Consider the following 12,613-nt stretch of genomic DNA (forward strand, 5'->3'; position numbering starts at 1 on the left):
CGCCACCGGCGGCGTCTGGCTGAACATCTTGCCCAGCGCCGGCAAATCGCGCTCACGGCCAATAACGCACAGCACGTCACCCTCTTTCAGACGCGTATTGCCGTTGGGGTGCATCAGCGCGTTATCGCGGAACAGGGCGGCAATGCGCGTTTCGCGCGGCATTTGCAAATCGCGCAGCGCCGCACCAACACACCATTTGTCGGCGCTGAGCTGGTAAACGAACTGCTCCCACGGATTTTCCGGATGGATATCCAGCCCGACGCGGCTGATCGGCGACGCGGTCGGCGGTACCACCACCTTAGCCCGTTTAGCGGCATAGCCCAGCGACGTGCCCTGCAGCATCAGTGATACCAGTACCACGAAGAAGGCGATATTGAAGTAGAGTTTAGAATTCTCCAGCCCGGCCATCATCGGGAACACCGCGAGGATGATCGGCACCGCACCGCGCAGGCCTACCCAGCTGATAAAGATGCGTTCACGTCCGGTAAAGCCTTTAAACGGCAGCAGCCCGACCAGAATCGACAGCGGACGCGCCACCAGAATCAGCCACAGCGAGAGAATCATCGCCGGCAGCGCGATATGCCACAGGTCAGAAGGCGTCACCAGCAGGCCGAGCACGATAAACATACCAATCTGGCTCAGCCAGGCCATGCCGTCGAAAGTTTGCAGAATGCCGTGTCGGTTACGAATCGGGCTGTTGCCCAGCAGGAAACCACACAGATAGACCGCCAGAATGCCGCTGCCTTCCATCACCGTGGTCAGGGCGAACACGATAATGCCGCCGCTCAGCGCCAGCAGCGGATAGAGCCCTTGTGCCAGACTGATGCGGTTGATCAGTTGCTGCAGCGCCCAGCCGCCGCCCAGTCCGAGCACAATGCCCAGGCCGAACTGCTGCACCAGATGCACCACAAACATCCAGCTCAGGCCGCTCTGCCCCTGCTGGATCATGTCGATCAGCGTAATGGTAAGAAACACCGCCATTGGATCGTTGCTGCCTGATTCAATCTCCAGCGTGGAACTGACGCGCTCGTTAAGCCCTTTGTCGCCGAGCAGTGAAAACACCGCTGCGGCGTCGGTGGAGCCAATAATGGCGCCAATCAGGAAGCCCTGCATCAGATCGAGCTTAAACAGCCAGGCGGCAGCCAGACCGGTGAGGCCGGCGGTAATCATCACGCCAACGGTGGCCAGTGACAGCGCCGGACCAAGCGCCACCTTGAACGAGCTGGCCTTGGTGCGCATACCGCCGTCGAGCAGAATGATGGCCAGCGCCAGGTTGGACACCAGATAGGCCACCGGATAGTTATCAAAAGCAATGCCGCCGATACCGTCCACGCCGGTCAGCATCCCCAGCGCCAGGAAGATCACCAGAATCGGGATACCGAGACGCGACGAGAAGGAACTCAGCAGAATACTTGCTGCGACCAGCACGGAACCAATAATGAACAAACTGTAAATCATGCTGGCATTCAACGGCGTTCTCCTGCGGCGGGGCATAAAAAAGCAAATTGCGGGCAATTCACACAGACAAGGTGAAAAGATAATGCCTTATCAATAGCTTGTCAGCGGTTAATTGCACATTTTTTCATTCTGTGGCGCGCTATCCCATAGAAGGTTAAATCCGCACAGAAAAACAGCAGGGTTTTCAGAGGGGTTAAGCCGGGCGGGGTAAAGAAAAAGCCGGTCGGTGACCGGCTGGTAAACTCAGGCTTCAGCGACCTGTTTATGGAAAAGCTCACGAAATACCGGGTAGATGTCTTCCGGCTCGCGGATGTGCTGAATGGCAAAGTTATCAAACATCGCCTGCAGATGCTCATACTCGCGCCACAGAGTTTGGTGCGCCCGTCGGGTAATCTCAATGTAGCTGTAGTAGCGCACCACCGGCAGAATATGCTTCGCCAGAATTTCATGACACAACGGTGAGTCATCCGCCCAGTTATCGCCGTCCGAGGCCTGCGCCGCATAAATATTCCACTGCGACGGGTCATAACGCTCTTTCACCACTTCGTCCATCAGCTTAAGCGCGCTGGAGACGATAGTGCCGCCGGTCTCCTGCGAGTAGAAGAACTCCTGTTCATCGACTTCTTTCGCCTGAGTATGGTGACGGATATACACCACATCGACGTTTTTGTAAGTCCGGCTGAGGAACAGATAGAGCAGGATATAAAAGCGTTTCGCCATATCCTTGGTTGCCTGGTCCATCGAGCCGGAAACGTCCATTAAGCAGAACATTACCGCCTGGCTGGACGGTTCAGGCCGCTTCTCGAAATTCTTGTAACGCAGGTCAAAGGTGTCGATAAACGGCACGCGCTCAATGCGCGCCCGCAGTTCCGCAATCTCTTTACGCAGCCGCTCCTCTTCCAGCAGTTGCGCCGGCTCGCTGTTTTCGACTTCGCTCAGTGTGGCTTCAAGTTCGTGCAGCATACGACGTTTGCCTGCGGTCATGGCGGTTCTTCGCGCCAGCGAGTTTTGCAGCGAGCGCACCACGCTAATATTGGCCGGCACGCCATTCGAGGTGAAGCCCGCGCGGTGAGTTTTGTACTCATTGAGCTGGCGATGCTGATTTTTGCGCAGGTTAGGCAGCGCTAAATCTTCAAACAGCAGGTCGAGGTACTCATCCTTCGATATCTGAAACACGAACTCGTCCTGACCTTCTCCGTCCTGGCTGGCATTGCCCTGACCGCTACCGCCGCCACCGCCGCCCTGCGGCCGCTCAATGCGGTCGTTTTGCACAAAGTGGTCGTTCCCCGGATGCACGCGATGACGACTGCCGCCGCGCCCCTGATGGAAAATCGGCTCGTTGATGTCGTCGATAGGAATCGACACCGATTCGCCACTCTCCACGTCGGTGACCGAACGCTTGTTGATGGCCTCGGAGATCGACTGTTTGATTTGCGACTTATAACGGCGCAAAAAGCGCTGCCGGTTGACCGCACTTTTATTCTTGCCGTTAAGACGCCGATCGATGAAATAGGCCATAAATTCCCCCAAACTACGCTGTAAGCCAGGCCGGAACGGGTCCGGCCTCCTCAGGCGGCATGTGGATGCCGCGTAGCTTACCGCTGTCGATTATGACGATTTGCGCACGCGCAGATACCATTCACACAGCAGACGCACCTGCTTGCGGGTATAGCCTTTTTCCATCATGCGATCGACAAAATCGTCGTGTTTTTTCTGTTCGTCCGTGGATGTTTTGGTGTTGAACGAAATCACCGGCAACAACTCCTCGGTGTTGGAGAACATTTTCTTCTCGATCACCGTGCGCAGTTTTTCGTAGCTGGTCCAGTTTGGATTGCGTCCGTTATTCTGTGCCCGTGCGCGCAGCACAAAGTTGACAATCTCGTTACGGAAATCTTTCGGGTTACTGATCCCGGCAGGTTTCTCAATCTTTTCCAGCTCGGCGTTGAGTGATTCACGATCGAACAGCTGGCCGGTATCCGGATCGCGGTACTCCTGATCCTGAATCCAGAAATCCGCATAAGTGACGTAGCGGTCGAAGATATTCTGACCATACTCCGAATAGGATTCGAGGTAAGCGGTCTGAATCTCTTTGCCAATGAACTCCGCATATTTCGGAATCAGATAGCCTTTCAGGTGTTCCAGATACTTCTCCGCCTGATCCTGCGGGAACTGCTCGCGCTCGATCTGCTGTTCCAGCACGTAAAACAGGTGCACCGGGTTAGCCGCTACTTCGGCATGGTCGAAGTTAAACACGCGTGACAGAATCTTAAACGCGAAGCGGGTCGACAGGCCGTTCATGCCTTCATCCACCCCGGCGTAATCGTGATACTCCTGCCACGACTTCGCTTTCGGATCGGTGTCTTTCAGGCTTTCACCGTCATAGACGCGCATCTTCGAGTAGATGCTGGAGTTTTCCGGCTCTTTCAGGCGCGACAGAATTGAGAAACGCGCCAGCGTTTCCAGCGTGCCGGGTGCGCAAGGCGCGGTGGTTAGCTCACTGTGGTTGAGCAGTTTTTCATAAATTTTGATCTCCTCGGACACGCGCAGGCAGTATGGCACCTTCACGATGTATACGCGGTCAAGGAAAGCTTCGTTGTTTTTGTTGTTACGGAATGTCACCCACTCTGATTCGTTGGAGTGCGCCAGAATGATGCCGTTAAACGGCAGGGCGGAAATCCCTTCGGTACCGTTATAGTTACCTTCCTGAGTGGCGGTCAGCAGCGGATGCAGCACTTTAATGGGTGCTTTGAACATCTCCACGAATTCCATGATGCCCTGGTTGGCGCGGCACAGCGCACCTGAATAGCCGTAGGCATCCGGATCGTTCTGCGCGTGGTTTTCCAGCTTACGGATATCCACTTTACCCACCAGCGCTGAAATATCCTGGTTGTTCTCATCACCCGGTTCGGTTTTGGCGATAGCCAGCTGTTCCAGAATCGACGGCCACACTTTCACCACTTTGAAGCGGGTGATGTCGCCGCCAAAGTCATGCAACCGTTTTGCCGCCCACGGCGACATGATGGTGCCGAGGTAACGCCGCGGTACGCCGTACTCTTTTTCCAGAATATTGGCGTCCTCCTGCGGATTAAACAGGCACAGCGGATGGTCATTGACCGGGCTGCGTTCACCGTCGGCACTCAGCACATAGATTGGCACGCGCTGCATCAGCGCTTTAAGCCGTTCGGCCAGCGAGGATTTACCGCCGCCCACCGGGCCGAGCAGGTAAAGAATCTGTTTCTTCTCCTCCAGCCCCTGCGCGGCGTGTTTCAGGTAGGAGACGATCTGCTCAATCGCTTCCTCCATACCGTAAAACTCTTCAAAGGCCGGGTAGCGTCCGATGACGCGGTTAGAGAAGATACGGGAAAGGCGAGGCTCCTGGGCAGTATCGACCATCACAGGCTCACCGATGGCCATCAATAGTCGTTCTGCCGCGTTGGCGTATGCACTGCGATCCTGCTTACAGATGGTGAGGAATTCCTGCAGTGTGAACTCTTCGTCCTTGGCAGCTTCATAACGCTGACGATAGTGATCGAATATATTCATAGCGATGCCCGTCCTTTCGTTTTTAGCACAGGTAAAGGAGCGTAATAAGATGCTCTTGCAGCTCCCGGAAGATATTCTTTATTGAGTACAGCAACCCTTATGCCAACCTGACGATTTTTTATCGGGATTCACAATTCTTATGGTTACTCTGCTCGTACAAAAAATTCTCGTCTTACTTTTACTGTAGAAGGCAATCAGAAAAATTGCTCCGTCTTTTCTCCTTATTTAGCGATATATCAATAACAAAGTCTCATAAGCGCTAAGGCCGTCACGCCCTTGCGGCAACAGGTGCGCTGCGTCTCAGACGCGTCTGACAGGATAAAAAGGAAATCAACATTAAAAGTTAAACCAGTGGCAAAATTTGGTTAGACTCTGCGTGTGATTGTTATATTAATGGAATGAATAAATTGTGAACCATTTCAAACTTAAAGCGCTTGCTCTGATGTGTCCTTGCTATTTTGCGGCGTTCAGCACTTACGCTGAACCCTTGTCACTTGGGGCTTCGGTTATTTATGCCCAGTCGCCGTACCGCGGCGGCCAGGACCGTTATCTGCCGATCCCGGTCATCAATTATGAGGGAGAAAACTTTTGGTTCCGCAGCCTGCAGGGCGGTTATTACCTGTGGAAAGACCCGCAGAATCAGCTGTCGTTAACGCTGCTGGGCTCGCCGCAGCAGTATGACCCGAAAGATAACGATCTGGGCGACATGAAAGGGCTGGACAAGCGTCGCATGACGCTGATGGCCGGCGCGACTTATCGTCACGTTGCTGACTGGGGGATTGTGCGTACCGCGCTGCTGGGCGATGTGCTGAATAACAGCAACGGCATGATTTGGGACCTGACCTACCTGTACCGCTTTGATTTCGGCGCGTTCAGCCTGACACCGGGCATTGGCGCAATGTGGAACAGTGCCAACCAAAACCGCTATTACTACGGCGTTTCCGGCCACGAAAGCGCGCGTACCGGCATCGATCGCTATCACCCGGACGACAGCTGGTCGCCTTACGTCGAGATGAACGCCAGCTACCAGATCAGTGAGAGCTGGAACGCCAGCCTGTCAGGCCGTTACACCCGCTTCGCCAGTGAAATTAAAGACAGTCCAATGGTAGATAAAGACGGTCAGTTTACGCTGTGGACCGGCGTCAGCTACAGCTTCTGATGACTGCACGAACGCCTCATAATGAGGCGTTTTTGTTACCCTGCACCAATATTGCGCCCCGTAATGGCGCAGCGGGAGGTGAGATGAAGACAATTCAGTTCAATGACGATACGCCGTTACCGGCTATCGGCCTGGGCACCTGGTACATGGGTGAGAATCCGGCACAGCGGGCGCAGGAAATCGCTGCGCTACAGGCTGGACTGGACGCCGGACTGAAACTGATCGATACCGCTGAGATGTATGCCGAAGGCGGCGCGGAAGAGGTGGTTGGCGCAGCGCTGCGCGGACGGCGCGATCAAGCCTGGCTGGTATCAAAAGTTTACCCGTGGAACGCCGGTGAGGTCGATGCGATTGACGCCTGTGAGCGCAGTCTGCGCCGTCTGCAGACGGACTATCTCGATCTTTATCTGTTGCACTGGCGCGGTAATGTACCGCTGGAAGAGACTGTGCGCGCCATGCAAACGCTGCAGCAGCAGGGCAAAATCCGCCACTGGGGCGTCTCCAATTTTGATAGCGACGATCTGCAGGAGCTGTGGAGTGAAGCCGGAGGTATGGGCTGCGCGACTAATCAGGTGCTGTACCATCTGGCTTCACGCGGCATTGAATTTGATTTACTGCCGCTCTGTCAGCAGCACCATACGCCCGTCATGGCTTACTGTCCGCTGGCGCAGGCCGGACGGCTGCGTCAGGCGCTGTTTGACGATGCGACTCTGCAGCAGATTGCACAACAGAAGGGCATCAGCATCGCTCAGTTGCTGTTGCGCTGGGTGATTCGCCAGCCGGGCGTAATGGCCATTCCCAAGGCGGGCAGCGTGGCGCACGTGCAGGAGAATGCGGCGGCCCTGAAAATCACCCTGACCAGCGATGAGCTGGCGCTGCTGGATCGTGCTTTTCCGCCGCCGCAGCACAAACTGGCGCTGGATGTGGTGTAAACGGCGCGTGCGCGCCGTTCAGCATTACTTATTGCGGATTCTCAGCGTGACGCCAAGGCGGGCAGGGGTTTCTCCGGCACTTTTCATCGGCTTGTTAATTCGCGCCGTCTCCACGCACACCATCGTTTTATAACCATCATTAGGCATATCGGCCATGCTGCAGGACAGTGCCGGGCCGGGGTTCCAGGTGACAACGTCACTTTGATAATGGTGGTAGACTTCAATCTGGCGCTTACCGGCGCGATCGTGAATCACACTGCAGTCTTCCGCTGCGGTATGAATGCGATCAACCCGATCGGGATAGGTTTGTTTACCGTCCGCTGCGCTGCCGATGGCATTGTCCTGCACCTTATCGATATAGCTGTTGCCGAGCCCGCTGACTTCAACCTGCGCAATGTCCGCCACCTGAAAATAGCTGTGCAGCGCGGCAGTAGCTTCATAATCGCCCCAGGCTTCCAGCTCAATCTCACAGTGTTCAGCAATGCGGAAGCGCGCCAGCAGCGTGAAATCGTGCGGCCACAGTTTTTTCGTTTGTGCATTACTTTCCAGCGTGAACGTCAGCATGACCGCATCTTCGTTCTCATCATGCGCCGTCAGCGTCCATGGCTGATTACGGGCAAAGCCATGTGCAGGTTCACCTGCCGGACCAAACCACGGCCAGCAGACCGGCACACCGCCGCGAATGGCTTTGCCGCTGACAAACGGCGTCTTGTCGCTAAGCCAGATGGCGGGCTGCTGACCGGCCGGCTGCCATGCCAGCAGATGCGCGCCCTGCAGCGCAATGGCCGCGCGCACTTTCGGATGGCTGATCACCAGAATCGGCAATTCACCCATCTGACGCTGCGACAGGTAAGGGGTGATCTGCGTCACCACGGGCAAGTTAAAGAGCGAATTGTGCATTGTCAGACCTTCTCTCATCCAATCGAAAAAAAAGGGGCGACCGAAGTCACCCCTTGTCTGTTTAGCCGGTTAGCTTACTTAGCAGCAACCAGTGCAATCAGATCCAGAACCTTGTTGGAGTAACCGGTTTCGTTATCGTACCAGGAAACCAGTTTCACAAAGTTGTCGTTCAGAGCGATACCGGCTTTCGCGTCGAACACGGAAGTCAGGGTTTCGCCGTTGAAGTCGGTAGAAACCACGTCGTCTTCGATGTAGCCCAGCACGTCTTTCATGTCACCTTCAGCAGCGGCTTTGATGGCTGCACAGATGTCTTTATAAGACGCTGGTTTTTCCAGACGAACGGTCAGGTCAACCACAGACACGTTTGGCGTTGGTACGCGGAACGCCATACCGGTCAGTTTACCGTTCAGCTCTGGCAGAACTTTGCCTACTGCTTTCGCTGCGCCAGTAGAAGATGGGATGATGTTCTGCGCTGCACCGCGGCCGCCGCGCCAGTCTTTGTGAGACGGGCCATCAACGGTTTTCTGGGTGGCGGTGGTGGCGTGAACAGTGGTCATCAGACCTTCAACGATACCGAACTTGTCGTTGATTACTTTAGCCAGCGGTGCCAGGCAGTTGGTGGTGCAGGAAGCGTTAGACACGATGTCCTGGCCGGCATATTTGTCGAAGTTGGCACCACGAACGAACATTGGGGTGTCATCTTTAGACGGGCCAGTCAGAACCACTTTCTTCGCGCCGGCAGTGATGTGTTTACGTGCGGTTTCGTCGGTCAGGAAGATACCGGTTGCTTCAGCAACAACGTCAACGCCCACTTCGTCCCATTTCAGGTTAGCCGGGTCTTTCTCAGCGGTAACACGGATTTTTTTACCGTTAACGATCAGCGCGCCATCTTTCACTTCTACGGTGCCGTCGAAACGACCGTGTGTAGAGTCATACTTCAGCATGTAAGCCATGTAATCGGCGTCGAGCAGGTCGTTGATCGCGACGATTTCGATGTCAGAACGCTGCTGAGCAGCACGGAAAACGATGCGACCGATACGGCCAAAACCGTTGATACCTACTTTGATAGTCATATATTCCACCAGCTATTTGTTAGTGAATAAAAGGTTGGCTGTAAAATTACAAAAACCTTACCAGGCGTCAAGCGGAATCGTGTCAATTGTTGCGACAGGTCAATTCCAGCGCCAGGAATAATTGGTTGCGCAAACGCTTGCGCAGCGCCCTTATTGCGCACCTATCTTACGCCGAATGCAGACTAAAAAGGGATGACTGTTGCAAAGAGTGATCGTCATCACAAAATTGCGCAGTGCTGGTCGGGGCAAAAGCATCCGCACGAAAAAAGACCCGGAAGATGTTGTTCGTTTGTTAGAATACTAGACGATTTTTACAGAATGACACTCCGGAACTCAAAATGGCTAAAGACACCGCACCCGAGGCAAAAATTGCCCAGCTGTCGGAAATGCAGCGCTACGTCACTCAGCATCGTGGAACCGAACCGCCTTTCACCGGCGCGCTGTTGCACAACAAGCAGGAGGGTATCTATCACTGCTTGGTCTGCAACGCACCGCTGTTTCTCTCCGAAACCAAGTATGACTCCGGCTGCGGCTGGCCGAGCTTTTACCAGCCGTATAACGATGAAGCTATCCGCTATCTGGAAGATGACTCGCACGGTATGCACCGCGTCGAAATCCGCTGCGGTAACTGCGACGCCCATCTGGGCCACGTCTTCCCGGATGGCCCGCAGCCAACCGGTGAGCGCTATTGTGTCAACTCAGCGTCGCTGAACTTTACCGACGAGCAGGGCAATCAGCACGAGGGCTGAGCATGAAGCAGGAACTGGAAGCAATGCTGGCGGCGATGACGCCGGAAGTCTACGAGCGCCTCGCCACCGCGGTGGAAACCGGCAAGTGGCCAGACGGCGTGGCGCTGACGCAGGATCAGAAAGATAACTGTCTGCAGCTGGTGATGCTGTGGCAGGCGCGGCACAACGACGAACCGCAGCACATGACCATCGGTAAAGGCGGCGAGATGGTGATGAAGTCGAAAAAACAGCTGAAGGAAGAGTGGGGAATCGAGTCCGACGTGACGCGCATCAACCTGCATTAACCGGCTGCAGGGCTGGAGAGCTCCAGCCCTGATTTTCAGATAATGACCGCACCCTGCGCCTGCATCTGCGCGATCGCGATCTCGCTGTCGTCCGGATTGAGATTGACGCCCCGGCAGCCTTCCTGCACCACCTCAACGTGATATCCCAGTTCCAGCGCATCCAGCACGCTGTACTTGACGCAGTAATCGGTCGCCAGGCCCAGCATCACCAGGTGAGTAATGCCGCGCTCGCGCAGCCAGCTGTCGAGCTCGGTTTTGCGGCGGTGCCCGTTATCGAAAAAGGCGCTGTAGCTATCCACATCCACATCGCCGCCTTTATGGAACACCGCATCAATCAGACTGCGATCGAGATCCGGATGGAAATCCGCGCCCTGTGAGTGCTGCACGCCGTGATCCGGCCACCAGATCTGCGCCAGACCATTCAGTTCACCGAGGGTATACACCGGCTCGCCAGAGACCGAGGCAAAGCTGCCGTGATTGGCCGGATGCCAGTCCTGCAACGCCACCACGCATTCACCGCGCGCGCGGAATTCGCGTGCATAGCGATTAGCAACGGCAACCGTCTGGTCACCTTCACGCACGGCCATCGGGCCGCCGGGGCAAAAATCGTTCTGAATATCGATGATTATCAATGCCCGCTTCATGGGATTTTGCTCCGTATCAGTCTTCGGTCAGTTCGCCACGTAAATTCTGCTGCATTTTGGCACGAATTTCAGCGCTGGTGAGGTTCTGGCTTAACAAAAAGTGCAGTTTAGTCAGGGTGGCCTCGACGGTCAGATCAAAACCACTGATCACGCCGGCGTGTTCCAGTGCGTTGCCGGTGGCGTAACCGCCCATATTCACCTTACCGGACATGCACTGCGTCAGGTTCACCACCACAATGCCGCGCTCGCTGGCCTGCTGCAGTTCGGCAAGAAACTCGGCGTTTTGTGGCGCGTTGCCCACACCGTAAGAGCGCAGAATCAGCGCCTTCACCGGCTGACGCAGGAAATTGCGTACCACGTCGGCAGAGATGCCAGGATAAATGGTCACCACGCCAATCGGCTGAGGCGTGATCGGATGGACGATCAGCTCACCGCTGCCGCGCGGTGCTGGCGGCGTATTGAGACGGCGAATATGGATGCCCGCTTCCAGCAGCGGCGACAGGTTCGGTGACGCAAACGCATTAAAACCGTCGGCGTGGGCTTTGGTGGTGCGGTTACCGCGGAACAGCGTGTTGTTGAAGAACAGCGCCACTTCATTAATCGGATAGTTGGCCGCGACGTATAGCGAGTTCAGCAGGTTCTGCTGACCGTCTGAGCGCAGCTCGGCCAGCGGGATCTGCGACCCGGTGACGATCACCGGCTTGGCCAGGTTCTCCAGCATGAACGACAGCGCCGACGCGGTGAACGCCATGGTATCGGTGCCATGCAGAATGACGAAACCGTCATAGCGATCGTAGTTCAGCTGGATGTCATCAGCGATTGACTGCCAGTCCTGCGGCGTCATATCCGAGGAGTCAATCAGCGGCTGGTATTCGTGGATGGTGAAATCCGGCATTTCCGGACGGTGAAACTCTGGCATCATCGCCAGCTGCTGCTGCAGATGGCCAGAGACCGGAATGTAACCCTGCGCGGAGCGTTGCATACCGATGGTCCCGCCCGTGTAGGCTACATAGATATTTTTCTTTTGCATGAATGGACTCAGACTTGCCGTAAAACGCGCAGTATAAGGCGATTGGCGGGGAAAAGCAGCCCGACCAGCGGCCGGGCTGTAAAGATTAGCGTACGTTGCCGCAGGTCAGGCAGAACGCGTAACGGTTTTGCGGATCGTTGAGATTATTCATCAGGCCCGGCTGCGCCTGCAGCGCGCCCATCACTTCGCTGACCGGAGCCGGCAGCCACACTTTCAGCGCGGCCGGCAGCACGGCCTGTGCCGACGCATTCATCTGGTTCAGCAGCAGGTCGATCATCCCCGGATCGTCCTGATACCAGCTCAGTTCAGGTCTCGCGATCTTCGCCAGCTCAGCGGCTTTAGCCACCGCATCGTCGAAGTCGCCCAGCGCATCCACCAGCCCGTTGGCTTTGGCATCGCTACCGGTCCAGACGTGACCCTGCGCAATGGCATCAATCTGCTGTGGCGTTTTATGGCGTGACGCCGCGACCAGACCGACAAAGTTGCGATAACCGTTTTCAATGGTCAGCTGCATCAGCTGCTGCACTTCAGCCGGCAGCGCTTTGGTGGTCGACACATCCGCCAGCGGCGAGGTGGCAACGCCATCGCTGTGCACGCCGATGCTGCTCAGGCTGTTCTCCACCGTATTGATCACGCCAAAGATGCCGATCGACCCGGTCAGGGTGCTCGGCGCAGCGACGATGTAGTCGGCCGGCGTGGAGATCCAGTAGCCGCCCGATGCCGCCATGCCGCCCATCGACACCACCACCGGCTTACCGGCATCGTGCGCCGCCGCCAGCTCTTCACGGATGGCCTCAGAGGCCGTTACGCTGCCGCCCGGGCTGTTGACGCGCAGCACAAT

Annotated in this window: 12 protein-coding genes; 4 read left to right on the plus strand and 8 right to left on the minus strand. The window is 56.0% G+C overall.

Annotation, left to right across the window (positions count from 1 at the left end):
• The 3 genes from ERD80_RS12880 to yeaG all read right to left on the minus strand — a co-directional run.
• A partial coding sequence (locus tag ERD80_RS12880) for a potassium/proton antiporter (protein WP_136547148.1) occupies nucleotides 1-1,470 on the minus strand: 1,470 nt, incomplete at its 3' end.
• A 231-nt stretch (nucleotides 1,471-1,701) separates the two neighbouring features.
• Nucleotides 1,702-2,976, minus strand: coding sequence for a YeaH/YhbH family protein (locus ERD80_RS12885; RefSeq protein WP_058757723.1), 1,275 nt, complete (start codon nucleotides 2,974-2,976; stop codon nucleotides 1,702-1,704).
• Between the two features lie 90 nt (nucleotides 2,977-3,066).
• Complete coding sequence (gene yeaG, locus ERD80_RS12890) at nucleotides 3,067-5,001, minus strand: protein kinase YeaG (protein ID WP_021510057.1); 1,935 nt, start codon at nucleotides 4,999-5,001, stop codon at nucleotides 3,067-3,069.
• 409 nt (nucleotides 5,002-5,410) lie between these two features.
• On the opposite strand from yeaG, the gene ERD80_RS12895 reads away from it, so the two are divergent.
• Nucleotides 5,411-6,160, plus strand: coding sequence for a MipA/OmpV family protein (locus tag ERD80_RS12895; protein ID WP_059009705.1), 750 nt, complete (start codon nucleotides 5,411-5,413; stop codon nucleotides 6,158-6,160).
• Nucleotides 6,161-6,243: 83 nt separating this feature from the next.
• On the plus strand, nucleotides 6,244-7,092 hold the full coding sequence (locus ERD80_RS12900) for an aldo/keto reductase (protein ID WP_136547150.1): 849 nt from the start codon (nucleotides 6,244-6,246) through the stop codon (nucleotides 7,090-7,092).
• Nucleotides 7,093-7,116: 24 nt separating this feature from the next.
• Here ERD80_RS12900 and ERD80_RS12905 read toward each other — a convergent pair whose 3' ends face one another.
• Nucleotides 7,117-7,992 (minus strand): D-hexose-6-phosphate mutarotase, encoded by an 876-nt coding sequence (locus ERD80_RS12905; protein ID WP_058757720.1) that lies wholly within the window; start codon nucleotides 7,990-7,992, stop codon nucleotides 7,117-7,119.
• Nucleotides 7,993-8,066: 74 nt separating this feature from the next.
• Nucleotides 8,067-9,065 (minus strand): glyceraldehyde-3-phosphate dehydrogenase, encoded by a 999-nt coding sequence (gapA, locus tag ERD80_RS12910; protein WP_021510061.1) that lies wholly within the window; start codon nucleotides 9,063-9,065, stop codon nucleotides 8,067-8,069.
• Nucleotides 9,066-9,403: 338 nt separating this feature from the next.
• On the opposite strand from gapA, the gene msrB reads away from it, so the two are divergent.
• Together msrB and ERD80_RS12920 are read left to right on the plus strand one after the other, a co-directional pair.
• A complete protein-coding gene (gene msrB / locus ERD80_RS12915; protein ID WP_021510062.1) occupies nucleotides 9,404-9,814 on the plus strand; it encodes a peptide-methionine (R)-S-oxide reductase MsrB in 411 nt (136 codons plus the stop codon).
• Nucleotides 9,815-9,816: 2 nt separating this feature from the next.
• A complete protein-coding gene (locus tag ERD80_RS12920) occupies nucleotides 9,817-10,098 on the plus strand; it encodes a DUF1315 family protein (protein ID WP_104189023.1) in 282 nt (93 codons plus the stop codon).
• A gap of 35 nt (nucleotides 10,099-10,133) precedes the next feature.
• On the opposite strand, the gene pncA is transcribed toward ERD80_RS12920, so the two are convergent.
• From pncA to sppA, 3 genes are all read right to left on the minus strand, one after another.
• Nucleotides 10,134-10,742 carry a bifunctional nicotinamidase/pyrazinamidase gene (gene pncA / locus ERD80_RS12925; RefSeq protein WP_031280213.1) on the minus strand — a complete coding sequence of 203 codons (609 nt, stop codon included), beginning with the start codon at nucleotides 10,740-10,742 and terminating at the stop codon, nucleotides 10,134-10,136.
• A gap of 16 nt (nucleotides 10,743-10,758) precedes the next feature.
• On the minus strand, nucleotides 10,759-11,772 hold the full coding sequence (ansA, locus tag ERD80_RS12930; RefSeq protein WP_136547151.1) for an asparaginase: 1,014 nt from the start codon (nucleotides 11,770-11,772) through the stop codon (nucleotides 10,759-10,761).
• A gap of 85 nt (nucleotides 11,773-11,857) precedes the next feature.
• The coding region (gene sppA, locus ERD80_RS12935; RefSeq protein ID WP_136547153.1) for a signal peptide peptidase SppA at nucleotides 11,858-12,613 on the minus strand (756 nt) is incomplete at its 5' end.

The sequence above is a fragment of the Pantoea sp. R102 genome (genome assembly GCF_004916815.1).
In the GTDB taxonomy this organism is placed as follows: Bacteria; Pseudomonadota; Gammaproteobacteria; order Enterobacterales; family Enterobacteriaceae; genus Pantoea; species Pantoea dispersa.